The following is a 23027-nucleotide window of genomic DNA, read 5'->3' on the forward strand; positions in this document are numbered from 1 at the left end:
CTTCCGGGTGTTGGCTACTCGTGCGTAACCCTACGCACGAGTAGGTATGCTCGCAAGGGTGTCCACGTCACCCACCTTCAAGCGTCTCCCGCGTGCCGTACGCGAGCAGCAGATGCTCGACGCGGCCGTGAAAGTGTTCTCCCGCCGGGGGTTCCACGCGGCCAGCATGGACGAGATCGCCGAGGACGCCGGCATCTCCAAACCGATGGTCTACGCGTACCTCGGCACCAAGGAGGAGCTCTTCGTCGCCTGCCTGCACCGGGAGGGCGCCCGGATGATGCAGGCCATCGCCGGGGCCGCCGCCCCGGAGCTGTCGGCCGACGAGCGGCTCTGGCGCGGGCTGCGGGCGTTCTTCGGTTTCGTCGGGGCGCACCGGGACGGCTGGGCGGTGCTCTACCGGCAGGCGCGGGGCGAGCAGCCGTTCGCCGGCGAGCTGGCGGGCATGCGCGCCCGGCTGGTCGAGGTGGTCGCCGGGATGCTCGACCACGCGCTGCGCGCCGAGGGGCGCGAGGCGGGCGAGACCGACCTGGAGGTCGTCGCGTACGCCCTGGTGGGGGCGACCGAGTCGCTGGCCGACTGGCTCGCCGACCACCCGGAGGCGGACCCGGAGAAGACCGCGACGCGGATGATGAACGTCGCGTGGCTCGGTGCCGGCCAACTCCTGCGCGGCGCCACCTGGCGGCCGCCCACCGCCTGACCTCCCGCCCGGGGAGACCGACGGGCCCGCCGCCCGCGCACGGTCCCATGCCCGGCCGGTGCTGCATCTCGCCGCCGCCGACGACGCCCGGCTGCCGCCGACGACGCCCGGCCGTCGGCGATGAAGCCGAGGGCCGACCGGCGTCGGCAGCCAAGGCCGCCGGTGGGTTACCGTCGCAGCTCCGCCGGCTCCCGGGCGGGCGCGCCGACGGCCGCCCGGCGACGGCCCAGGAGCCAGCGGGTCACCTCCACCAGCAGGGTCACCGTCAGCGCGAGACCGAGCCCGAGCAGCAGCCCGCGGATCGGGTCCTGCTCGAAGGCGAGTCCGCCGAGGTAACCGACCAGCGCCGAGTAGACCCCCCACGAGCCGGCGGCGAGCGCGTCGAAGGCGAGGAAGCGCCGCCGGGGGAAGCGCGTCGCCCCCATGGTCATCGTGACGGCGGTCCGGCCACCGGGGACGTACCGGGCGACGGTGAGGATCAGCCCGCCCCGCACGGCGATCCCTCGCCGCGCCCACTCGTAGGCGGCCCGTCGTCGGCCGCCGTCAGGCAGGCGGGCGAGGAGGCGTCCGCCGCCGTGCCGGCCGATGGCGTACGACACGTGGTCGCCGACCAGCGCGCCGGCCGCCGCGACCGCGATCACCGCCACCAGGTCGGGTTGCCCGGTCGCCGCGAACACGCCGGCGGTGATCACCGCCGTCTCGCTGGGCACCGCCGGGAAGAAGCCGTCGATCACCGCGATCGCGAAGAGCGCCAGGTAGACCCAGGGCGAGGACATCGTCTGGTGGAGCAGGTCGAGCACCGAATCCATGATCTCGATGCTGGTGCCGCCCGACGGCCCCGCCATCGTCCGGTGGTCACCCGGTGCCTGCTACTTAAGTCGTGCCCGACCCGGAGAGGGATCCGGGTCGGACACGACCGGCCTTCAGGGTCGGGCGCGGACCGGCGTCAGGGTCGTGCGTCGACGTCGGCCACGGCGGCGCCGGAGGCGAACACCTCGACGAGGCTGGTGAGACTCTGGTCGGCGCGGCCGTCCGCCATGCCTCGCCGGAAGACGTCGAGCACGGCGGCCGGCAGCGTGGTGTCGACGCCGGCCGCCCGCACGGTGTGCAGGACGTGCCCGACGCTGGCCACTCCCATCGCCAGCCTGTCCACGTCCCCCTGGTGGTCGCCCGCGTCGATGCGGGGCGCGTAGAACTCCAGGAACGGGGCCACGTTGGCGGTCTTCAGGGCGGCGGGCAGGAACTCCGTCGCGGTGATGCCGTGGGTGCGGGCCACCGCGAGCGTGTGCAGCCAGCTCACCATGACGGTCCAGAACATGTTCATCTCGAGCTGGTAGTACAGCGCCGCCAGCCCTGGGTCCTCGCCCCGGTAGTCGGCACGCGTCAGCACCTCCAGCGTCTGCCGGTGCGCCTCGAACACGTCCCGCGGGCCGCTGTAGTACGTGGCGGACCCGGGGTTCCCGATGCCGGACGGTGGCACCTGCACGCCGCCGGTCAGCTGCCGTGCACCGTGCCCGGCGAGCCACTCCGCCGCCTCTCGGGCCCGCTCAGGGGTGTCCGAGCTGAGGTTGGCGATCACCCGACCGGAGAGCTCGGCCGTGGCCGGGCCCAGGATCGCGTACATCGCGTCGTAGTCGGTGAGGCTGAGGACGACCAGTTCGCTGGCGGCCAGGGCCTCGCCCACGGTCGCCGCCCGGCGCCGGGCGATCCTCGACCAGGCGGCGGACCCGGCCGAGGCGGTGATCTCCTGCGCCCGTGCCCTCGCCGAGGCCCTGCGCGACTCCGACTGGACGGACGGATGCCCGGTCACCTCCACCGCCCTCGGGACGGCCAGCCGGGCGCCGGACATCCAGCAGGCCGCCGCGGCGGCCTTCGCGCACTGGCGGGGGCTGGTCGCGGACAAGCTCCGCCGCGCCGGGATCGCCGAGGACGACGCGCAGGACCTGGCCCACACTGTGATCTCCACCCTCGAAGGCGCCGAACTCGCGGCCCAGGTCTCCCGCAGCGACCGGCCGCTGCTGACGGCCGGCCGGCACCTCGCCCAGTTGATCAACCTGCACCGGTCGCCGGTTGCCTGAGCGGCACGGGCCGCGCGCACACCGGAGGCGGGTGGGCGGCAACGACCTCCGCCCGGCCTAGGCTCGGGGCGTGACCTCCCGAGCCGTCGCGCTCCGGCGCACCGTCGAGCGGTACGCCCCCGTGCTGCTCGCCGTCGTCGTCGCGGCGGGGGTCTGGGGGGCGGCGACCGGCTCGCTCGGGGTGCGCTCGCCGCTGCCCCGGGTGCTGGTCCTCGCCGTCGCCGTCCTCGTGGGCTGGGCCGCCGCGACGGTACGCGTACGGCGCTGGCCGCTGTTCGTGACGGCCGCTGTCACGTGGCTGCTCCTGGCGGCCTGGCCGGCGGTGGCCGTCGCCTCCTGGCAGGCGGGATTCCGGCTGCGGGACCGGCGGCGGCTCGCCGGCTTCCTCGCCGGTGCCGCCCTGGTCGCGGTGGCGGGCGTGGTGATCGGCGTCGTGGTGGGTGGCGAGCGGCGGCTGACCACCGCCACGCCCGCCAACGCGCTGGCGATGTTCGCGTGGACGGTGCTGTTCCCGCTGGTCGTCGGGCTCTGGGTCCGGGCCCGCCGGGACACCCTGGCCGCCCTGCGGGACCGGGCCGAGCGGCTGGAGCGCGAGCAGGAGGCGCGGGCGGAGCGCGTCCGGGCCGAGGAGCGGGCCCGGATCGCCCGGGAGATGCACGACGTGGTGGCGCACCGGGTGTCGCTGATGGTGGTGCACGCCGGCGCGCTGGAGGTCACCGCCACCGATCCGGCGACCGTCGACACCGCGACCCTGATCCGGTCCACCGGACGGCAGGCTCTCACCGATTTGCGGGAGGTGCTCGGCGTGCTGCGCCAGCCCGCGCCCGCCGGCGAGCCGGCCACCATCGGCACCGCCGGGCTGGCCGGCGTCGACGACCTGGTCCGGGAGTCCCGCGCCGCCGGGCTGCGGGTCGACCGGCACGACGAGGGGACGCCCCGGCCCGTTTCCGCGACCGTCGGCCGGACCGTGTACCGGGTGGTCCAGGAGGCGCTGACGAACGTCCGCAAACACGCGCCGGGCGCGGACACCACCGTCCGGCTGCGGTACCTGCCGGGCGGGTTGGAGATCAGCGTCCGTACCGGCCCGCTGGCGGGCGGCCCAGCCCGGCCGGGTGCGGACGATCGGCCGGCGGGCGGTACGGCCCTGCCGGGTGCGGGACTCGGGCTGATCGGCCTCCGGGAGCGGGTGGAACTGCTGGGTGGGCGGCTGGAGGTCGGCCCCCGCGGCGGCGGCTTCCTGGTCCGGGCGTTGATCCCGGTGGAGGAGGCGACATGATCCGCGTCCTGGTGGCCGACGACGAGCAGTTGGTCCGTGCCGGGCTGCGGCTGATCCTGGAGGCGGCACCCGACCTCACCGTGGTCGGCGAGGCGGCCGACGGCGCGGCGGCCCTGGCCGAGACCCGCCGGTTGCGTCCCGACGTGGTGCTGCTGGACGTCCGGATGCCGGGCACCGACGGGCTGACCGCCGCCCCGCAGGTGGTCGCCACCGGGGCGAAGGTCGTCATGCTGACCACCTTCGACCGAGACGAGTACGTGCACCGGGCGCTGCGGGCGGGCGCGGTCGGCTTCCTGCTGAAGGACACGCCGCCCCGGGAACTCGCCGCCGCCGTGCGGACCGTGGCCGCCGGAAACGCCATGCTGGCCCCGACGGTCACCCGGCGGCTGATCGACTCCTTCGCCGAGCGCGGCCCGGCCCGGCGGGACGCCGCACGGCAGCGGCTGGGCCACCTCACGGACCGGGAGTTGGAGATCGTCCGGGAGGTGGGCCGGGGGTTGGGCAACGCCGACATCGCCCGCCGACTGACGATGAGCGAGGCGACGGTCAAGACGCACGTGAGCAGGGCCCTCGCGAAGCTCCAGCTCGCCAACCGGGTGCAGTTGGCGATCCTGGTCCACGACGCCGACCTCCTCTGACGGCCCCGCCACGGCGTCCGGTCGTCCCGGTGCCCGGTGGGACGGGTCAGTGGGGGGTGCGGCGGTGGGCGCGGTGGCGAAGCCAGCGGACGGACTCCAGCACCAGCGTGACCGCCACCGACATGCCCACCGCGGCCAGGATGCCTCTGACCGGGTCGCGTTCGAAGGCCAGCCCGCCGAAGTAGCCGAGCAGGCCGGAGTAGAGCGCCCAGCCCACCGCCGCGATCGAGTCGAACAGCAGGAACGAGCGGAGCGGGTAGCGGACCGCGCCCATGGTGAGGGTCACCGCCGTGCGACCGCCGGGGATGTAACGGGCGGTGGTGAGGATCAGCCCGCCGCGCCGGTGCACCGCCCGGCGGGCCCACTCCGAGCTGGCCCGCCGCCGGCTGTCCTCGGGAAACCGGGCGAGCCGGTGCGCGCCGCCGCCGCGCCCGATGGCGTACGAGATGTGGTCGCCGACGCAGGCGCCCAGCGCGGCGGCGACGATCACCGCCACCAGGTTGGGGCTGCCGTCGGTGGCGAGCACGGCGGCGGTGATCACGGCGGTCTCGCCGGGCACCGCCGGGAAGAACGCGTCGACCGCGGTGAGCCCGAACAGCAGCAGGTACACCCACGGGGAGCTGACCAGCTGCCGGAGCAGGTCGAGCGCGGACTCCATGCCCCCATGCTGGCCGGGCACGATGCGCCGGGTGGCCGAGTCGCCGGATCACCCCTGCTCGACGACGCGTTCAAGATCCGCGAGCGGCGGCACGCTCACCCGCCGCCGGCCGCGATCACCGCGTCAGGCGGTGGCGACCAGGGTCGGTGGGGCGAGCAGCGGGCCGTGCGGGACCTTGTCCCCGGCGGTGGGGCCGTGCGAGGTGAGCACCACCGGGGCGGCCAGTTCCCGGGCCACCGCCGACGGCCAGTCGACGGGCGGGTCGTCGTACACCGGGCGGGAGCGCAGCAGGCGGGCGGTGAGCGCGGCCTGCCGGTCCAGGTCGCCGGGCGGTCCCGGGGTGAGCCGGTCGGTGGCGTCGTAGCGGCGGCAGATCCGCAGCCCGGGGCCGGCGAGGTCGAGGTGGGTCAACGCCAGGCCGTCGACGCCCCCGGCCGCGGCGAGGGCGTACCGGTGGGCGACCGCGTCGAAGTGGCCGAACCGGAACCGGCCCTGCCACGGGTTGGTCGGGTTGTGCGGGTCGGTCAGCGGCAGGGTGGGGTCCTCGGTCACCAGCGGCCCCGGCCCGTGCCGGGTGGTGGTCACGCGCAGCACCCCGAGCCGGGTCGCCGTGCCCGCCTGGCCCGCCTCGGCGAGCAGGCTGTCGGCGTTGGCGAACGTGGTGGTGCTCCACGTCGTGTACGGGTGGAAGCCGTGCCACTCGTCGAGCAGCACCCCCTGCGCGCCCTCGAAGACGCACGTCCCGGCGCGCAGCGCCCCGGCGAGCCAGCCCCGTTCCACGATCGCCACCCGCCCGGCGAACCCGGTGAACGCGGGCAGGCAGTCCTCGACGGGCGGCGCGTCCAGCGGCCCCAGCTCGGCGGTCAGCCGGTCCCGCAGGGCGGTCAGCCGGCGGCGCAGCAGCGCCGGGGTGCCGCAGTCGGCCACCCGGGGCGCCTCGTCGGGGTGGGCGAGACCGTACGCGACGGCCTCGCCTACCCCCAGCCCGCAGGAGCCGTGCCGGTCGGCTCCCCGGGCGATCTCCCGGGCCCGGTTGGCGGCCCGGTGGTACGGGGTGGCGAGCAGCGCCTCCCCGTCCACGGTCAGCCGGTCGAGCGCGTCGGGCACCCCGACCGAGGCGAGGTGGTCGGCCTCGGCGGCCAGCGCCAGCGGGTCCACCACCACGTGCCGGGACAGGTGCGTACGCACCCCGGGGTGGAAGGTGCCCGCGCCGAACTGGGCGAAGGTGTGGTGCCGCCCGTCGCGCAGCACCACGTTGTGCGCCGCCTGCGCGCCCCCGTTGAAGCGGACCACGGTGTGCACGGGCCGGGTGGCGCAGAGCCAGTCCACGACCGTGCCCTTGCCGGCGTCGCCGTAGCCGAGGTCGACCACCGTCACGTGTCTCACAGCCGGGTGACCCCGCCGTCGGTGTCCCGGAAGGCCGGCAGCGCCGACACCTCGGCGCGCCGCCCCCGGCCGAGCCGGGCCAGCGCCTTCGACACCGTCCCGGTGGCGCCCGAACCGGCCCGGTCGAGGTCGCGCAGGCCCTCGTCCAGGTCGATGGCCTGCTCGCCGAGGCCGATGGTGAGCGCGATGGTCTCGCAGACCGCGTCGAGGTCGTCCAGCACGACGGCGTTCTGCCCGAGCAGGCCCCGCCAGAAGTCGAGCACCTTGGCGTTGCCGGCGTAGTGGCTGCCGGCGGGGAGGAGATAGTAGGTGTCCCAGCGGCGGGTCACCTCGTCGACCACCTGCCGCAGCGGCACGTCCTCGGCCAGGTCGTCGCCGATCAGGCGGGCCACCTCCCGGGCCTTCGCCTGTGGGTAGGCGAGCTCGTCGCCGATGATGAACAGGTAGCCGCGCCGGCCGCGCTTCTCCCAGCAGTCGGTGACCGTGTGCCGGGCCATGAAGTACATGGCCAGCTCGTACGACTCGGTCATCTGCCCGCCGCCACCGCCCTCCAGCACGATCCGGCCGAGGTCGTCGTCCATCCGGTTGTCCGACTCGAACTGGCCGACCTGCAACGGCACCCGGTCGCAGGTGGCGTCGCCGATCGCGCCGAACATGATCTGCGGGTCGCGGGCGTAGCCCTGCCGCTGGAGCAGCCCGAGTAGCTGCGGCAGCTTGGTCTGGAGCGTACGGGGCACGTGACCCATCGAGCCGGTCACGTCGAACAGCACGGCGATGGCGGTCGACTGCGGGTGCTCGGCGGAGTCGCGGCTCTCCCGCGTCGCGTCGCGGGGGTCGAGCGCGGGGTGCACCGTGCGCGCCCCGCTGTCGCTGTACGAGAACGCGCTCTTGCCGGTGGCCCGGCGGTAGCGGTCGGCGGCGTCGTACACGTCGGTGGACCAGATTCCACTGCCCATGGCAGCCTCCTCAGGGGTGCAGGGTGAAGGGTCGGAAGGTGCGCGGCCCGTAGAGCCGGTCCAGCACCTCGTCGAGTTCGCGGAGCAGGCGCCAGGCGTCGTCGGGCCGGGCGTTCAGGGCGGGCCGCAGGCAGCCCTGGGCGAAGGCGAGCAGCTCGCGCGGCGCGCGCGGGCCCATCAGCCAGGTCATGCAGCGGGTGGCCATCGCGATGTCGGTGCCCGGCCCGCACGGGCGCTTCGCGACGACCTCGGCCGGATACCAGTCCTCGTGGCCGGGCACGAGCGCCGGGACGGCGCCGCCGCCGACGACGGAGAAGCACCAGTCGACCAGCACCACGCCGTGCCCGTCGGGCTCGATCAGCACGTGCGGCGGCAGCACCGCGCCGTGCACCACGCCCGCCCGGTGGGCCAGGCCGAGCGCGACCAGGAGGCGCCGCCACATCCAGGCCGCGTCCCGGGCGTCCAGCCCGTCCGGGTACGCGCGCCGCACCTCGGTGAGGTCGTGCATGCCGGGCGCGGTGGCGAGCACGGTGACCCGTCGCTCGGCGCCGGTGTCGGGGTCCCGGTGCCGGAACTCCTCCACCAGCCGGGGCACGTAGGGCAGGTAGCGCGGGTCGCCGCGTTCGGCGAGGGCGCGCAGGGCGTGCGCCTCCCGCGCCATCAGGTCGTTGTCGGTGGGTCGCCGGGGCAGCTTGAGCAGCCTGTCCGCCCCGACGTCGTAGAGGTCGGCCAGGTCGCCGGAGTGCGCCGGCGCGCCGAGGCGGTAGCCGCCGAGGACGGTGACCCGCCGGGCCCGCCAGCGGGTGGTGACCCGGACGAACGCGTCGGTGGCCTCGGCGCGTACGGCCGAATCGGCGGGCACGCGGTCGGGGTGCAGGGCCGCGACCAGCTCGCGGTAGCGCCGGGCCGGCTCGTCGGCGCCGAACAGGTCGGCGTCGGTGCGGGCCGCCGCGACCAGGCGGATCGCCTCGGCGGTCCTCACCGCACCGTCTCCTCCCGCGCGGGGCGCAGCAGCGCCGGGTGCAGCAGCCGGGCGTCGCCGGCCCGGTAGAGCTTGGCGCGGGGGCCGCCCCGGGCCCCGCCGCGCTCGGTGCTGGCGCCGGTGCTCTCCACGAAGCCCGGCACCGAGAGCACCTTGCGGTGGAAGTTGCCGGCGTGCAGCGGGTGCCCCCAGACCGTCTCGTAGACGGCGCGCAGCTCGCTGATGGTGAACTCGGGGGCGAGGAAGCGGGTGGCGAGCGGGGTGTATTCCAGCTTGGACCGGGCCCGCTCCAGCCCGTCGGCGATGATCCGGTCGTGGTCGAAGGCGAGCTGCCGGCTGCTCAGGGCGGTCACCGGCAGCCAGGCCGCCTCGTCGGCGTCGGTGCCGGCGGCCGCGTCCGGCAGGTCGGGCGCGAACGCGAGGTGGGCGACCGAGACGACGCGCATCCGCGGGTCGCGGTCGACGCCGCCGTAGCTGGCCAACTGCTCCAGGTGTACGCGACGCAGCCCCTCGCCGCCGAGCCCGGTCTCCTCGGCCAGCTCCCGCCGGGCGCCGGCGGTCAGGTCCTCGTCGGGGCGGACGAAGCCGCCGGGCAGTGCCCAGTGCCCCGCGAAGGGCGGCTCGCCGCGCCGGATGAGCAGCAGGTGGAGCACGCCGTCGCGGATGGTCAGCGCCACCACGTCGACGGTGACCGCGACCGCCGGATAGGCCCGGGGGTCGTACGCGGCCAGGAAGTCCTGCTCGTCCACGGCGTCCCTCTCATCTTGAGAACATCTCGATGTGAGAACAACCTAGCGCATACGGTCGCCCCTGCCAACCCCCGGCGGCGTGGGTGCGGCGCGGCCGGGGGTCGGCAGGGGCGGTCAGCGCACGAGACCCACCAGGTGCGGGCGACCGCGCAGGTCGTGCAGGGCGAACCCGCCGCCCGGCAGCAGGCCGAAGCTCACCGTGCTCGGCAGCGGCACCGGCAGCTTGAACGCCACCTCGACGGTGTAGGCGTCCGGCAGCCGGTTCTCCAGCGCGGCCAGGCACCGCGCCTTGCTCCACATCCCGTGCGCGATGGGCCGGGGGAAGCCGAACAGCCGGGCCCCCAGTCGGGAGGTGTGGATCGGGTTGTGGTCGCCGGAGACCCGCGCGTAGTGCGTACCGACGCGGGGCTCGACCCGCCAGTGGGCCGAGCCGGCCGGCGCCGGGGATCGCTCGCCCCGGTCGCGGCCTCCGCCGCCGGGCCTGCGCTCCCGGCCGAGGTACGTCGAGACGCCGCGCCAGACCTCCTCCCCGCCGACCGAGCCGACCAGCACCACGTCGACCTGCCGCCCCCGGTCGTGCGGGCGCAGGTTCTCCGCGTACGTGGTGAAGTCGAGGGTCTCGTCGGCCGTGACCGGGCGGTGCACGGTGATCCGGTTGCCCACGTGCACCACGCCGGTCAGCGGGATCGGGAACCCCGGCGCGGTCATCAGGCGCAGGGCCAGCGGAAAGCCCATGACGTGCGGGAACGTGGCGGGCAGCCGGTCGGTCAGCCGGAACCCGCAGACCCGGTCGTAGTCGGCCAGGTGCGCCCGGTCGACGGCGATCCCGCCGACGGCCAGCTCGACCGCCGGGGCGTCGGCCGCCGCCGGTCGCCCGCCGAGGCCGGGCAGCGCGCCGAGCAGCGCCCGCCGGTAGAGCGCCCCGGCCGCCGGCATCCGGGCCAGCTCGACGCGCTCCCGGGCGACCGCCCCGGCGTGCCCGGCCAGGTCCTGCGTCGCCTCGACCGAGGAGGCGTGCCCGGCGAGGTCGTGCGTCTCCGCCAGGCTCAGGTCGTTCTCGGCCGGCCCCGGCCGGCGGATCGCGGCCAGCGTCTCCTCCGACAGCCGCTCCGTGGGGCCGTCGATCAGCTCGTGCACCGACAGGTCGTCGGCCGGGCCTTCCGCCGCTTCCCTCCGCCCGGCCATCACGCCCCCAGCAGGCTCTGGCCGCAGACCCGGACGACGTTGCCGCTGACTGCGCCGGAGGCCGGCCACGCCAGCCAGCCGATGGTCTCGGCGACGTCCACCGGCAGCCCGCCCTGGGACATGCTGTTCATCCGCCGGCCCGCCTCGCGCAGCATCAGCGGGATGCGCGCGGTCAGCCGGGTCTCGATGAACCCGGGGGCGACGGCGTTCACGCTGATCTGCCGTTCGCGCAGGACGGGGGCGAGCGAGTCGACCAGCCCGATCACGCCCGCCTTGCTGGTGGCGTAGTTGGTCTGGCCCCGGTTGCCGGCGATGCCGGCGATGGAGGAGACGGAGACGATCCGGCCGCCGGCCGGGATCAGCTCCCGCTCCAGCAGCACGTCATTGATCCGCTCCTGGCTGGAGAGGTTGACGTCGAGCACGGAGTCCCAGCGGTCGGCGTCCATCCGGCCGAGGGTCTTGTCCCGGGTGATGCCGGCGTTGTGCACGACCACGTCGACCCGCCCGTGCCGGCCGGCGAGGTGCTCCGCGAGCCGGGCCGGGGCGTCGGGAGCGGTGAGGTCGAGCTGGACGGCCGTCCCGCCGATCTCGTTGGCGACCGCCGCCAGCGCGTCCCCGGCCGCCGGGATGTCCAGCGCGACGACGCGCGCGCCGTCGCGGGCCAGCACCCGGGCCAGCGCCGCGCCGATGCCCCGCGCCGCCCCGGTGACCAGGACGACCTGCCCGTCCAGCGGGCGGTCCCAGTCGGCCGGCGGCTCGGCCCTGCCGGCGCCGACCCGGATCACCTGCCCCGAGACGTACGCGGACCGGCCGGAGAGCAGGAACCGGAGGGTAGCCTCCAGGCCGGTCGACGTGCCGGCGTCGGGCTCCTTCGTGACGTACACGAGCTGGGCGGTGACACCCCGGCCGAACTCCTTGCCGATGCTGCGGGTCAGCCCCTCCAGGGCCCGCTGGGCGGTGGCCTCCCGGGGCGAGCCGCCCTCGGCGGGCGGGGTGCCGAGCACGACCACCCGACCGCTGGGCAGCACCGAGCGGGCGTGCGGGTGGAAGAAGTCGTACAGCTGGCGCAGCTCGGTGGAGTCGGTGATGCCGGTCGCGTCGAGGACCAGGGCGGCGAAGCGCTCGGTGGGCTCCACGGCGGCGGGGTCGCGCAGCTCGACCCCGGCGGCGGTCAGGATCTTGCCGACCTGTTCGGCGAGCCGACCCCCGGTCGCGGCACCGAGCAGGACGGGCCCGGGGGCGAGGGGGTCGCCGGGGGTGTGCCGGCGCAGTCGCGGCGGGTCGGGCAGCCCGAGGCGCTTGACCAGCGCGCGACCGGCCCCCGATCGGACGAAGCTCGCGTACCTGTCGGTCATAGGCGTAGCCTACTGGCGAGTAGGTTGAGGGCAAGCCCTTCGAGGAGGCGGGATCGTGCAGAGCATCCGGCGGGTGGCGGTCATCGGCGGCAACCGCATCCCCTTCGCCCGGTCCAACTCGCGGTACGCGAGCGCGTCCAACGCGGACATGCTGGGCGCGGCGCTGGACGGGCTGGTCGCCCGGTTCGGCCTGGCCGGCCAACGGGTCGGCGAGGTGGTCGCCGGTGCGGTGCTCAAGCACGCCAAGGACTTCAACCTGACCCGCGAGGTGGTGCTCGGCTCGAAGCTCGACCCGCACACCCCCGCGTACGACATCCAGCAGGCCTGCGGCACCGGGCTGGAGGCCGCCATCCTGGTCGCCAACAAGATCGCCCTCGGGCAGATCGACGTCGGCATCGCCGGCGGCGTGGACACCACCTCCGACGCCCCGCTCGCGGTCAACGAGGACATGCGCCGCACGCTGCTCAGGCTCAACAGCGCCCGCACCCTCGGCGAGCGGCTGAGGGTCGCCGCGAGGCTGCGCCCCACCCAGCCGTTCCGGCCGGAGATCCCGCGCAACGCCGAGCCGCGCACCGGGCTGTCGATGGGGGAGCACGCCGCCCGCACGGCGCTGCGCTGGCAGGTCGACCGGCAGGCGCAGGACGAGCTGGCGCTGCGCTCGCACCAGCGGCTCGCCGCCGCGTACGACCGGGGGTTCTTCGACGACCTGCTGACGCCCTACCTCGGGCTCACCCGTGACCAGAACCTGCGCGCGGACACCAGCCCGGAGAAGCTCGCGTCGCTGCGGCCGGTATTCGGCGCGAAGGGCCCGGACGCCGAGCGGGCGACGATGACGGCCGGCAACTCCTCGCCGCTGACCGACGGCGCCTCCACGGTGCTGCTGGCCAGCGAGGAGTGGGCCAGCGAGCACCACCTGCCCGTGCTGGCCTGGTTCTCCTGGTCGGAGACCGCCGCCGTCGACTTCGTGCACGGCGACGAGGGGCTGCTGATGGCCCCCGCGTACGCGGTGCCCCGGATGCTGGCCCGGGCCGGGCTGACGCTCCAGGACTTCGACTACTACGAGATCCACGAGGCGTTCGCCTCGCAGGTGCTGGCCACCCTGGCCGCCTGGGAGTCGCCCGAGTTCTGCAAGGACCGGCTCGGGCTGGACGCCCCCCTCGGCGCGATCGACCGGGAGAAGCTGAACGTCAACGGCTCCTCGCTGGCCGCCGGGCACCCGTTCGCGGCGACGGGCGGCCGGATCGTGGCGACCCTGGCGAAGCTGCTCGCCGAGAAGGGGAGCGGGCGGGGACTGATCTCGATCTGCGCGGCCGGCGGCCAGGGCGTGACGGCGATCCTGGAGCGCTGAGCGCCCGCCCCCGCCGGGGTGGACGCTGTGCGGCGCGCGCCGCCGGCCGGCGTGACTGTGCAGATCCGCACCTGGACACGGTGCCGGTCGGGTGGCCTAACCTGAGTCGCCCCCCGTTCCACTGCCGACCGGAGGATCCCGCCGGTGTCTGCCAACCCGACGTCAGTGCCCGACCCCAGGGCCCACCCCGCGCCGCCCCTCCCGGCCCCGTCCGGCCCGGCGCCGTCCGGGGGCGTCGGGATCGGCCGGACGGCCCAGGTGGTCACCGGGCTGGTGTTGCTCGTGCCGGCGGCCGTCGCCCTGCTCTGGTCGTACGTGCTCCCGTCGGTCAGCACGCTGGCGGAGAGCTTCCGGCGGGGCAGCGGGCTGGGCGGGCCGACCGAGTCCGCTGGCGGCGACAACTACGCGCAGGTGATCGAGCGGGGGTTCCTCGGCGACCTGGGCCACGTGCTGCTCCTCGCCCTCGTGCCGCTGCTGCTCGCGCTGCTCGTCGCCCCGCTGCTCGCGCTCGCCGCACAGCATGCCGGCCGGGTGCCCCGCCTGGTGACCCGGGCGCTGCTGGCCCTGCCGCTGGCCGCCTACGCCCCGCTCGCCGTGGGGGTGGCGTGGACGATGGACCGGTTCGAGGCCGACCGGGACGCCTGGACGCAGGCGCCCACGCTGACCGCCGTACGCGCCGTGGCGCTGCTGACGGCCGGGCTGGTGGTCGCGGTCGGTGCCACCGTCTTCCTCGCCGCGCTGCGCCGTGGCCCCGGCGGCGGCCGCTCCGGCCCGGCGGTCCTGGCCGTCGGCGGCGTGCTCGGGCTGGCCGTCGTCGCCGTGACCGTGCAGTCCTGGTCCCTCCAGTGGCCCGTCCTCGGCGGGCGGGAAGACCAGGTCGCCCCCCTGGTGCGGATCGTCCGGGAGAGCGTGGCCCGGTTCCAGTTCGGCGTCGGCGCCGCGGGCAACGTGCTGCTGCTCGCCCTGCTGGCGGTGCTCGGCATTCTCGCCGTCGTCCTGCTCCTGGTCACCCGGACGAGGATCGCCTTCACCGGGTGGCGCGACCGCCCGGCCGGTACCCCGACGGGCACGTCGGCGGGCGCTCCGACCGGCACACCTGCGGGCATGCCCCCGGGCGTCCCGGCCGGTGCGCGCAACCCGATCGCGCTCGGCCTGCTGGCGGTGGGGCTGCTGGCGTTCCTCGGCGTGCTCGCCTACGTGCTGGCGCCGTGGCTGCGGGCGCTCACCGCCGGGGCGGCGCTCCTGCCCTCCGGCGTCTCCACCGGCCAGGTCCAGGTCAACACCTGGCTGCCGCCGCTGATCTCGGCGGTGGTCGGGGTGGGCGTCGCCGCCCTGGCCGGCTTCGGCATCGGCGGCCTGCGCCCACTGGGCCGGGCCAGTGAGCTGCTCCTGCTGCCGTTCGCGCCCTGGCTCTTCGTCGGCGACGGTCCGCTGGCCATCGCCCATTTCGTCCGGGCCCGGGAGGCCGACCAGCTCAGCACCTTCGTCGGGCTGATCCCGCCGGGCTGGCTCTGCATCCCCGCGCTCGTGGTGTTCACCCTGCTCTTCCGGGGCCAGCGGGAACGCTGGGAGGCCGGTGGCGGGTTCGGGTCGACCATGCTCCTGCCCGCCCTGCCGATGCTGGCCGGCGCCGGGCTGCTGAGCTGGCTGGTCGGCGCGCAGAGCTGGCTGTGGCCGCAACTGGTCGTCGCGGACGTCCGGCACGCGCCGGCGACGAACCTGGTCCTCCTGCGGCTCGCGGAGTCCTTCGGCGACCCGGAGGCCATGCGAGGGCTCGTCGCCCAGGTCCTGCCGCTGCCGATGCTGCTGCTCTTCCTGGCCGCGTTCGTGGCGTTGCAACTGCTCTACCTGGACCGGCTCGTGATCGGGGCGGGGCCGTCGACGGGGGACCGAGCCCGCTGATCCTGGTCGGTGACCGGGCGTCCCGCCCTGTCCCGGCGGTCGCCCGTCAACGGAGCGAACCCGCCCTGACCTGCGCTCGGCAGACCCTGCTGCCCGGGTACCGCCTCGACCGTTTCGGCTTCCCCGGCGGCGCCTTCCTCTCCCCGCTCGGCACTCCGTTCAGCGCTCGCTCGCTGGCGCCGCAGAGCCTGAACACGCCGCCGATCCCGCCGCCCCCGCCGGGCGTCCCGCCGGCGGCTCCACTGGCCAACTACCACACCTACTGCGTGCTCAAGCCGTTCGACGTCGACTCCGGCCCGATCGCGCCGTGGTTCGCCCAGCCCGGCCTGGGCACCCAGTTCCAGCTGAACCCGGCGTACGTGCCGCAGGCGCGGGGTTCCCGTCTGCTGAAGCCCGTGGACAGGGAGGTCGGGAGTGGACCGGCACGAGGTGCGCAGCGCCCTGCTGGCGACCGGGATGTCACCGGACGCGTTCGAACTGGAAGGTGTGCACGAGCACGTGCCGGTCCCACCCGACTTCTGGTTCCTGCGCCGCTCGTCGGGGGGACGGTGGGAGATCGGCGCCTACGAGCGCGGCAGGTACGACGTCCGGCTGGTGTTCGACACCGAGGCGGAGGCGTGCGCGGGATTGTGGCGGGCCCTGACGGGCCGTCCCGCCTCTTCGTCCTGAGGGCGGTCGACCGACCGGTCGCCGCGACGCGCGGCATGCCGGGGCGACGACGCTCCGCCCACCCCGCCCTGCCGAGAGCCGTGGCACGTCGCGGGTCTTCGGCGAAGGCACGCGAGAGGGGCGTGCAAGACTGAGGTACGTGACGACGATCCCCAACGTGCTCGCCAGCCGGTACGCCTCGCCCGAGCTGGTCGCCCTCTGGTCACCGGAGCAGAAGATCCGGATGGAACGGCAGCTCTGGCTCGCCGTGCTCCGGGCGCAGCGGGACCTCGGCGTGTCCGTCCCGGACGGCGTGGTCGAGGCGTACGAGCGGGTGCTCGACCAGGTCGACCTCGCCTCGATCGCCGAGCGGGAGCGGGTCACCCGGCACGACGTGAAGGCCCGGATCGAGGAGTTCAGCGCGCTCGCCGGGCACGAGCACGTGCACAAGGGGATGACCTCCCGGGACCTCACCGAGAACGTCGAGCAGCTCCAGGTGCGGGCCTCGCTGGAGCTGGTCCGGGACCGGGTGGTCGCCACCCTGGCCCGGCTGTCCCGGTTGGCCGTCGAGCACTCGGGCCTCGTCATGACCGGCCGCTCGCACAACGTCGCCGCGCAGGCCACCACGCTCGGGAAGCGCTTCGCGTCGGCCGCGGAGGAGCTGCTGATCGCGTACGAGCGGCTGGACGACCTGATCAACTGGTACCCGCTGCGCGGCATCAAGGGCCCGGTGGGCACCGCCGCCGACCAGTTGGACCTCTTCGACGGCGACGCCGACAAGGTGGCCGAGCTGGAGCGCCGGGTGGCCGAGCACCTCGGCTTCTCCCGGGTGCTCGACAGCGTCGGCCAGGTCTACCCGCGTTCGATCGATCTGGCGGTGCTCTCCGCGCTGGCGCAGATCGCCGCCGCGCCGTCCTCGCTGGCCACGACGATCCGGCTGATGGTGGGCCAGGAGTTGGCGACCGAGGGCTTCAAGCCGGGCCAGGTCGGCTCCAGCGCGATGCCGCACAAGATGAACACCCGGTCCAGCGAGCGGGTCAACGGCTTCGCGGTGATCATCCGGGGCTACCTGTCGATGGTCGGCGAGCTGGCCGGCGACCAGTGGAACGAGGGGGACGTCTCCTGCTCGGTGGTCCGCCGGGTCGCGCTGCCGGACGCGTTCTTCGCCGCCGACGGGCTGTTCCAGACGTTCCTCACCGTGCTGGACGAGTTCGGCGCATACCCGGCGGTGGTCAACCGGGAGCTGGAGCGCTTCCTGCCGTTCCTAGCCACCACCAAGATCCTGGTGGCGGCGGTCCGGCGCGGCGTCGGGCGCGAGGTCGCCCACGAGGTGATCAAGGAGCACGCGGTCGCCGTCGCGCTCGCCATGCGCGAGAAGGGCGCCGCCGAGAACGACCTCTTCGACCGCCTCGCGGCGGACGGCCGCCTGGGCCTGACCCGGGGTGAAATCGACGCGCTCGTCGCCGACCGCACCGCCTTCGTCGGCGCCGCCCCGGCCCAGGTCGAGGCTGTCACCCGCCGAGTATCCGCCGTGGTCGAAGCCCACCCCAAGGCCGCCACCTACACCCCACCCCCCATCCTCTAACCCCCACCCCCACCCCCACCCCACTGCCAGCGTTGATCATGAAGTTGTTGCCTCGACACGCCGACGGGCGGGCAACAACTTCATGATCAACGGGGCCAAGGGGGCGGGTGGGTCAGGAGTCGCGGGTGGGGGTTTCGGCCGCCGTGCGGAGGGTGGGGGCGCTCGCCGGCTCGGCGATGCCGCCCGGGGACTCGGCGAAGGCGGGGTCGTGGGCGGTCTCCGCGGCGACCAGCGGCTGGTCGGGGGGCATGACGTCGGGCACCTTGGGCACCACGATCACCGCCGTGCCGTACGCGCAGATCTCCATCCACATCTCGCCGCAGTCGCGGCTGTCGAAGCGCATGCCCACCACGGCGTTCGCGCCGAGGCGGCGGGCCTCCTCGCCGAGCCGGGCCACCGAGTCGGTACGCCACCGGGTCAGGTTGTCCGGCGCCATCGGGTCGTACGCGCCGCCGCGCAGGTTCTTGACCCCCTCGCGGTACGGGTTCCGCGTCCTGGCCATCGACGACACCACTTCGCCGAGGATCTGGCGGATCTCGTACCCGGGTAGTTGCTCCGTCGTCACGACCAGCACGTTTCCGATGCTGTCAGGGCGACCCCGCACCCGATCGCGAGCCTTGTTCACCTGATCGGATGCTGCAAAACGGCGCGGCGCGGACGGCCGGCGCGTGGCCGGCCATCCGCGCCGCCCGGGCGCTAACCGTCAGACACCGGCCACGGAGGTGATCCAGGCCCGGTTGTACGCGACACTGCCGTAGTTCTGGATGCTGTAGCCGTCGGCGGTCGAGGCGACGCCGACCTGGCGGCCGTTGTAGAACTGCGGGCCGCCCGAGTCGCCCCGCCACGCGTTGCCGTTGATCCGCGTGCTCCGGATCGCCTGGCCGCCGTACGCGTCGGTGGCGCTGTTGCTGGTCACCTGGACGCTCGCGGTCTTCAGCTGGCTGGCGGCGGAGCAGCCGCTGTAGCAGGTCATGCCCCAGCCGTAGATCGAGTTGGTGGAGCCGATCGGCGGATTGCTGCTGGCCAGCGTGACGTACGAGGTGCTCACCGAGCTGGACAGGCGCATCAGGGCCAGGTCGTAGCGGCTGTAGGTGGCGCTCACCGTGCGGGTGACCCCGCCGGAGGAGCGGTAGACGCTGCCGACCCGGACGGACATGGTGCCGCCGAGGCAGTGCCGGGCGGTGAGCACCCACTCCGGCGCGATGATCGTGCCGGAGCAGGTGAACGATCCGTTGCTGAACACCGCGGCGGCCCACGGGGCGGACGAGACTGTCCCGCCGCCGATGATGGGCTGCGGGCCCGCCGGGGCGGCGAGGGCGCCGGAGCTGGCGCCGAGCAGGCCGGCCGCTGCGGTGGCCAGCACTGCGATCATGGATCGGATGCGCATGGGGGCTCCTTCGGGGATGGGCCCGGGGTCACCGGGTCGAGCTGTCGGCCGGCGGTCGGGGTGGCCGGCGACCGGGTACGTCTCATCGACGTATGACGATGTACGGTAGGGCTCCTGAGATGTCGTTCACAAGAGTTTCATCGACCTTCATCAATGACGATGGTGGTCCGTCGGTCGATGGCGGTGGGCGTCCCGGCGGCCGGAGTGGGGCGAAACGGGCTGGTCGGCAACGGAAACGCATCGGGATCGCAACGAACCCGTATCGGTCTCCCGCCCCCGCGCCAGGAATGCCGATCGCTGCCTGAACTGCGTCCGGCCGGTGCGTCCAGGGCCGGATCTGCCAGGTAGGCTGGCTGCGCTCGCCCGTTGTGGGTCGGCACCCAACTGCGTACACAGTCAGGAGTGCCCCAGTGCCTCGCGTCGTCGTCGACGTCATGCTCAAGCCCGAGATCCTCGATCCGCAGGGCCAGGCCGTCGCAAACGCGCTGCCCCGGCTCGGCGTCAGCGACGTCGCCTCGGTTCGGATCGGCAGGCGGATCGAGATCGAGTTCACCGGTGAACCGGACCTGGACCGGGCCCGGGAGATCGCCGACAAACTGCTCGCCAACCCGGTCATCGAGGACTTCACCGTCCGCCTGGTCGAGGCCGACGAGACCGCGGACGCCCGCTCGTGACCGCCCGGGTCGGCGTGGTCACGTTCCCCGGCTCGCTGGACGACGGGGACGCGGCCCGGGCCGTCCGCATCGCGGGCGCCGAACCGGTCCGCCTCTGGCACGGTGACCCGCGGCTGCACGGGGTGGACGCCGTCGTCCTGCCCGGCGGCTTCTCCTACGGCGACTACCTGCGCTGCGGGGCCATCGCCCGGTTCGCCCCGGTGATGGAGACGATCGTGGACGCGGCCCGGGCCGGCCTGCCGGTGCTCGGCATCTGCAACGGCTTCCAGATCCTCTGCGAGGCCCACCTGCTGCCCGGGGCCCTCACCCGCAACCAGCACCTGCACTTCCGCAACCGGGACCAGGTCCTGCGCATCGAGTCGGTCGGCACCGCGTGGACGAACGCGTTCCAGCCCGGCCAGGAGGTGCTGATCCCGGTCAAGAACGGCGAGGGCTGCTACGTCGCCGACACCGCGACGCTCGACCAGCTCGAAGCCGAGGGCCGGGTGGTCGCCCGCTACGTCGGCGGCAACCCCAACGGGTCGCAGCGCGACATCGCCGCGATCACGAACCACGCCGGCAACGTGGTCGGCATCATGCCGCATCCCGAGCACGCCGTGGAGGCGCTCACCGGCCCCTCCCTGGACGGCCTCGGCTTCTTCACCTCGGTGCTCAAGCACCTGGTGGGGGCGCCAGCGTGAGCGCGAGGAGTGAGCCGGGTCTGCGAGCCCCGCAGTCGCGAACGAAGTGCGGGGCGGTGACCGTGCGCGGCGGCATCATCGGTCGGCTCACCCGCCCTCAGGGCGGCCCTGAGCGCAACGAGGAGAGGTCATGACCAGCCATCCGGACGAGGTACGGGAGACCCCGGAGGCCTTCCCGGCCGCCCCGGCGCAGCCGGTGGAGCCGCGTCCGGCCGCGCCCACCGGGCCGGCGACGGCCGACTGGGCGGCCGGCCTGGACACCGTGTCGCACGCCGTGGACACCCCCGGTGAGCTGCAGCCGTACGCCGAGCTGGGGCTCCGCGACGACGAGTACGACCGGATCCGGCACATCCTCGGCCGCCGGCCCACCCAGGCCGAGCTGGCCATGTACTCGATCATGTGGAGCGAGCACTGCTCCTACAAGTCGAGCAAGGTGCACCTGCGCCAGTTCGGGGAGAAGGCCCCGCCGAGCGACCGGCTGCTCGCCGGCATCGGCGAGAACGCCGGCGTGGTGCAGGTCTCCGACGAACTGGCGGTGACCTTCAAGGTCGAGTCGCACAACCACCCCAGCTTCGTCGAGCCCTACCAGGGCGCGGCCACCGGCGTCGGCGGCATCGTCCGGGACATCCTGGCCATGGGCGCCCGCCCGGTCGCGGTGATGGACCCGCTGCGCTTCGGCGCGGCCGACCACCCCGACACCGCCCGGGTGCTGCCCGGCGTCGTCGCCGGCGTAGGCGGCTACGGCAACTGCCTCGGCCTGCCGAACATCGGCGGCGAGGTCGTGTTCGACCCCTGCTACCAGGGCAACCCCCTGGTCAACGCGCTCTGCCTCGGCGTGCTGCCGGTAAACCGCCTGCAGAACAAGGCCGCCGCCGGCCCGGGCAACGTCGTGGTGCTGATGGGCGCCAAGACCGGCCGGGACGGCATCGGCGGCGTGTCGGTGCTGGCGAGCGCCACCTTCGACGAGGGCAGCGAGCAGCGCCGCCCGTCGGTGCAGGTGGGCGACCCGTTCATGGAGAAGCTGCTCATCGAGGCCTGCCTGGAGCTCTACGACGCCCAGCTCGTCGTCGGCATCCAGGACCTCGGCGGTGCCGGCCTGACCTGCGCGTTGACCGAGACCGCCGCGGCGGCCGGCACCGGCATGCGGGTGTGGCTGGAGCGGGTGCCGCTGCGCGAGCCCTCGATGGAGCCGCACGAGATCCTGGCCAGCGAGTCGCAGGAGCGGATGCTGCTGGTGGTCGAGCCGGAGAAGCTCGACGCCGTGCTCAAGACCGCCGAGAAGTGGGGCGTCTGGGCCACCGCGATCGGCGAGGTCACCCCGCCGGCACCGGACGGCCAGCCGGGCCGGGTGGTGATCACCTGGCGGGACCAGCTCGTGGTCGACGTGCCGCCGGGCTCGCTGGTCGACGACGGTCCGGTCTACGCCCGCCCGATGCGCGAGCCGGCCGACCTGATCCTGCTCCAGGCCGACCGCGCGGAGACGCTGCCCCGGCCGGCCGACCCGGAGGCGCTGCGCGAGACCGTGCTGCGCATGATCGCGTCGCCGAACCTGACCGACAAGACCTGGGTCACCGAGCAGTACGACCGGTACGTGCTGGGCAACACCGTGCTCGCCCAGCCCGAGGACTCCGGCGTGATCCGGATCGACGAGCGGACCGGGCTCGGCGTGGCGCTGTCGGTGGACGGCAACGGCCGGTACGCCCGCCTCGACCCGTACCACGGCACGAAGCTCGCGCTGGCCGAGGCGTACCGGAACGTCGCCGTCACCGGCGCGAAGCCGATCGCCGTCACCAACTGCCTGAACTTCGGCTCGCCGGAGGACCCGGGCGTGATGTGGCAGTTCGCCGAGGCCGTCCGTGGCCTGGCCGACGGCTGCGCCGAGCTGGGCATCCCGGTGACCGGCGGCAACGTCAGCTTCTACAACCAGACCGGCGCGGCGGCCATCCACCCGACCCCGGTTGTCGGCGTGCTCGGCGTGCTCGACGACGTCGCCAACCGGGTGCCGATGGGCTTCGTGCCGCGCCCCGGCGGCGACCACGACCAGCTCTTCCTGCTCGGCGAGACGCACGTGGAGCTCTCCGGCTCGGAGTGGGCGTGGGTCACCCACGAGCACCTCGGCGGCGTACCCCCGCAGGTCGACCTGGCCCACGAGCGGCGGTTGGCGGACCTGCTGGCGGAGGCTGCCCGGGTCGGGCACCTCAGCTCCGCGCACGACCTCTCCGACGGCGGCCTCGCGCAGGGCCTGGTCGAGTCCTGCCTGCGGCGCGGGGTCGGCGCCCGGATCGCGGTGCCGGAGCGGTTCGCCGGCGGCTCGATGCCGTTCGTCTACCTCTTCAGCGAGTCCGCAGGGCGGGTCCTGGCCTCGGTGCCGCGCGGCCACGAGAAGGCGTTCACCGCCCTGTGCGCCGAGCGCGGGGTGCCGTTCGAGCTGATCGGCGTCACCGACCCGGCCGGCGGCGCGCTGGAGGTGCACGGCCAGTTCCGGATCGGCCTGGACGAGCTGCGCGCCGCGCACACGGCGACGCTGCCGCGCCTCTTCGGCGGCTCGGAGGTCGTGCGGGTGCCGGCGCCGGCAGCCGGCGTGGCCGGTGCGGTCGAGGCCGTGCCGCTGCCCGACGCCGAGCGGGCCGAGGTGGCGCCGGTGGACCCGGCGGACGTCGCGTCCGAGCCGATCGCGTCGGCCGGGCCGGTCCCGTCGACCGGTGCCGTGGCGCCGGTGGAGGCCGCGGCTCCCGCACCCGAGGAGCCGGCCGCCGAGGTCGCCGACGACCCGACCGGGGCCGACGCCGACCCCGACTCCGGTGACACCGAGCAGTCCTCCGCGCCCGATAAGCGCTGAGGCG

General features: G+C 74.6%; 21 protein-coding genes and 2 pseudogenes. 12 read left to right on the forward strand and 11 right to left on the reverse strand.

Going from position 1 to position 23027, the window contains the following annotated elements; genetic code table 11:
- Positions 1-58: 58 nt before the first annotated feature.
- A complete protein-coding gene (locus ACGF5G_RS07460; RefSeq protein WP_393259821.1) occupies positions 59-697 on the forward strand; it encodes a TetR/AcrR family transcriptional regulator in 639 nt (212 codons plus the stop codon).
- 167 nt (positions 698-864) lie between these two features.
- Here ACGF5G_RS07460 and ACGF5G_RS07465 read toward each other — a convergent pair whose 3' ends face one another.
- Positions 865-1506 carry a DedA family protein gene (locus tag ACGF5G_RS07465; protein WP_393260659.1) on the reverse strand — a complete coding sequence of 214 codons (642 nt, stop codon included), beginning with the start codon at positions 1504-1506 and terminating at the stop codon, positions 865-867.
- A 137-nt stretch (positions 1507-1643) separates the two neighbouring features.
- The gene (locus tag ACGF5G_RS07470) at positions 1644-2381 is read right to left on the reverse strand and encodes an NAD(P)-dependent oxidoreductase (RefSeq protein WP_393259823.1); all 738 of its coding nucleotides are present in this window, start codon (positions 2379-2381) and stop codon (positions 1644-1646) included.
- Between ACGF5G_RS07470 and ACGF5G_RS07475 the strand changes: the two genes are divergently transcribed.
- The 3 genes from ACGF5G_RS07475 (at position 2335) to ACGF5G_RS07485 (ending at position 4689) form a co-directional block, all read left to right on the forward strand.
- The gene (locus ACGF5G_RS07475; RefSeq protein ID WP_393259825.1) at positions 2335-2775 is read left to right on the forward strand and encodes a TetR family transcriptional regulator C-terminal domain-containing protein; all 441 of its coding nucleotides are present in this window, start codon (positions 2335-2337) and stop codon (positions 2773-2775) included. The two genes, ACGF5G_RS07470 and ACGF5G_RS07475, sit on opposite strands and share 47 nt — an antisense overlap.
- A 70-nt stretch (positions 2776-2845) precedes the next feature.
- Positions 2846-4051 (forward strand): sensor histidine kinase, encoded by a 1206-nt coding sequence (locus ACGF5G_RS07480; protein ID WP_393259827.1) that lies wholly within the window; start codon positions 2846-2848, stop codon positions 4049-4051.
- A complete protein-coding gene (locus ACGF5G_RS07485) occupies positions 4048-4689 on the forward strand; it encodes a response regulator (protein WP_393259830.1) in 642 nt (213 codons plus the stop codon). Before ACGF5G_RS07480 ends, ACGF5G_RS07485 begins: the two co-directional genes overlap by 4 nt.
- 46 nt (positions 4690-4735) lie before the next feature.
- Here ACGF5G_RS07485 and ACGF5G_RS07490 read toward each other — a convergent pair whose 3' ends face one another.
- The 7 genes from ACGF5G_RS07490 to ACGF5G_RS07520 form a co-directional block, all read right to left on the reverse strand.
- Positions 4736-5347, reverse strand: coding sequence for a DedA family protein (locus ACGF5G_RS07490; RefSeq protein WP_393259832.1), 612 nt, complete (start codon positions 5345-5347; stop codon positions 4736-4738).
- A gap of 123 nt (positions 5348-5470) precedes the next feature.
- Positions 5471-6733 carry an adenylosuccinate synthetase gene (locus ACGF5G_RS07495; protein WP_393259835.1) on the reverse strand — a complete coding sequence of 421 codons (1263 nt, stop codon included), beginning with the start codon at positions 6731-6733 and terminating at the stop codon, positions 5471-5473.
- Positions 6730-7689 carry a hypothetical protein gene (locus ACGF5G_RS07500; RefSeq protein WP_393259837.1) on the reverse strand — a complete coding sequence of 320 codons (960 nt, stop codon included), beginning with the start codon at positions 7687-7689 and terminating at the stop codon, positions 6730-6732. Before ACGF5G_RS07500 ends, ACGF5G_RS07495 begins: the two co-directional genes overlap by 4 nt.
- A gap of 10 nt (positions 7690-7699) precedes the next feature.
- Entirely contained in the window at positions 7700-8671 is a 972-nt protein-coding gene (locus ACGF5G_RS07505; protein WP_393259840.1) for a serine/threonine protein kinase, read from the reverse strand.
- Positions 8668-9420 carry an NUDIX domain-containing protein gene (locus ACGF5G_RS07510; protein WP_393259842.1) on the reverse strand — a complete coding sequence of 251 codons (753 nt, stop codon included), beginning with the start codon at positions 9418-9420 and terminating at the stop codon, positions 8668-8670. The genes ACGF5G_RS07505 and ACGF5G_RS07510 overlap by 4 nt, the downstream gene beginning before the upstream one ends.
- Before the next feature lie 114 nt (positions 9421-9534).
- Positions 9535-10605: a MaoC/PaaZ C-terminal domain-containing protein gene (locus tag ACGF5G_RS07515; protein WP_393259845.1), complete on the reverse strand. Its 1071-nt coding sequence runs from the start codon at positions 10603-10605 to the stop codon at positions 9535-9537.
- A complete protein-coding gene (locus tag ACGF5G_RS07520; RefSeq protein WP_393259848.1) occupies positions 10605-11960 on the reverse strand; it encodes a 3-oxoacyl-ACP reductase in 1356 nt (451 codons plus the stop codon). The genes ACGF5G_RS07515 and ACGF5G_RS07520 overlap by 1 nt, the downstream gene beginning before the upstream one ends.
- Positions 11961-12015: 55 nt before the next feature.
- On the opposite strand from ACGF5G_RS07520, the gene ACGF5G_RS07525 reads away from it, so the two are divergent.
- The 5 genes and pseudogenes from ACGF5G_RS07525 (at position 12016) to purB (ending at position 17443) form a co-directional block, all read left to right on the forward strand.
- Positions 12016-13308, forward strand: a complete 1293-nt coding sequence (locus tag ACGF5G_RS07525; protein WP_393259851.1) for an acetyl-CoA C-acetyltransferase — start codon at positions 12016-12018, stop codon at positions 13306-13308.
- A 144-nt stretch (positions 13309-13452) separates the two neighbouring features.
- A complete protein-coding gene (locus ACGF5G_RS07530; RefSeq protein ID WP_393259854.1) occupies positions 13453-15210 on the forward strand; it encodes a sugar ABC transporter permease in 1758 nt (585 codons plus the stop codon).
- A gap of 89 nt (positions 15211-15299) precedes the next feature.
- Positions 15300-15584 (forward strand): annotated as a pseudogene (locus ACGF5G_RS07535) (TNT domain-containing protein); the annotation flags it as partial.
- 40 nt (positions 15585-15624) lie between these two features.
- Entirely contained in the window at positions 15625-15879 is a 255-nt protein-coding gene (locus ACGF5G_RS07540; protein ID WP_393259857.1) for a hypothetical protein, read from the forward strand.
- A 139-nt stretch (positions 15880-16018) separates the two neighbouring features.
- Complete coding sequence (gene purB, locus ACGF5G_RS07545) at positions 16019-17443, forward strand: adenylosuccinate lyase (RefSeq protein ID WP_393259859.1); 1425 nt, start codon at positions 16019-16021, stop codon at positions 17441-17443.
- Positions 17444-17555: 112 nt separating this feature from the next.
- Here purB and ACGF5G_RS07550 read toward each other — a convergent pair.
- Together ACGF5G_RS07550 and ACGF5G_RS07555 are read right to left on the reverse strand one after the other, a co-directional pair.
- Positions 17556-18123, reverse strand: a pseudogene (locus ACGF5G_RS07550) (YbjQ family protein).
- Positions 18124-18146: 23 nt separating this feature from the next.
- Positions 18147-18830, reverse strand: a complete 684-nt coding sequence (locus ACGF5G_RS07555) for a S1 family peptidase (protein ID WP_393259862.1) — start codon at positions 18828-18830, stop codon at positions 18147-18149.
- Between the two features lie 410 nt (positions 18831-19240).
- Between ACGF5G_RS07555 and purS the strand changes: the two genes are divergently transcribed.
- From purS to purL, 3 genes are all read left to right on the forward strand, one after another.
- Positions 19241-19504: a phosphoribosylformylglycinamidine synthase subunit PurS gene (gene purS, locus ACGF5G_RS07560; protein WP_030332194.1), complete on the forward strand. Its 264-nt coding sequence runs from the start codon at positions 19241-19243 to the stop codon at positions 19502-19504.
- Complete coding sequence (gene purQ / locus ACGF5G_RS07565) at positions 19501-20184, forward strand: phosphoribosylformylglycinamidine synthase subunit PurQ (RefSeq protein WP_393259865.1); 684 nt, start codon at positions 19501-19503, stop codon at positions 20182-20184. Before purS ends, purQ begins: the two co-directional genes overlap by 4 nt.
- A 130-nt stretch (positions 20185-20314) precedes the next feature.
- Positions 20315-23023, forward strand: coding sequence for a phosphoribosylformylglycinamidine synthase subunit PurL (purL, locus tag ACGF5G_RS07570; RefSeq protein ID WP_393259868.1), 2709 nt, complete (start codon positions 20315-20317; stop codon positions 23021-23023).
- Positions 23024-23027 lie beyond the last annotated feature (4 nt).

Origin of the sequence: Micromonospora sp. NPDC047730, assembly GCF_043204765.1 — a bacterium.
Classification (GTDB): domain Bacteria; phylum Actinomycetota; class Actinomycetes; order Mycobacteriales; family Micromonosporaceae; genus Micromonospora.

Excerpts from the sequence above, each read along its gene's own strand:
- ACGF5G_RS07485 (WP_393259830.1), top strand. The coding sequence starts at position 4,048 with ATGATCCGCGTCCTGGTGGCCGACGACGAGCAGTTGGTCCGTGCCGGG.
- ACGF5G_RS07500 (WP_393259837.1), bottom strand. The coding sequence starts at position 7,689 with ATGGGCAGTGGAATCTGGTCCACCGACGTGTACGACGCCGCCGACCGC.
- ACGF5G_RS07465 (WP_393260659.1), bottom strand. The coding sequence starts at position 1,506 with ATGGATTCGGTGCTCGACCTGCTCCACCAGACGATGTCCTCGCCCTGG.
- ACGF5G_RS07555 (WP_393259862.1), bottom strand. The coding sequence starts at position 18,830 with ATGCGCATCCGATCCATGATCGCAGTGCTGGCCACCGCAGCGGCCGGC.
- ACGF5G_RS07490 (WP_393259832.1), bottom strand. The coding sequence starts at position 5,347 with ATGGAGTCCGCGCTCGACCTGCTCCGGCAGCTGGTCAGCTCCCCGTGG.
- purL (WP_393259868.1), top strand. The coding sequence starts at position 20,315 with ATGACCAGCCATCCGGACGAGGTACGGGAGACCCCGGAGGCCTTCCCG.
- ACGF5G_RS07515 (WP_393259845.1), bottom strand. The coding sequence starts at position 10,605 with ATGGCCGGGCGGAGGGAAGCGGCGGAAGGCCCGGCCGACGACCTGTCG.
- ACGF5G_RS07520 (WP_393259848.1), bottom strand. The coding sequence starts at position 11,960 with ATGACCGACAGGTACGCGAGCTTCGTCCGATCGGGGGCCGGTCGCGCG.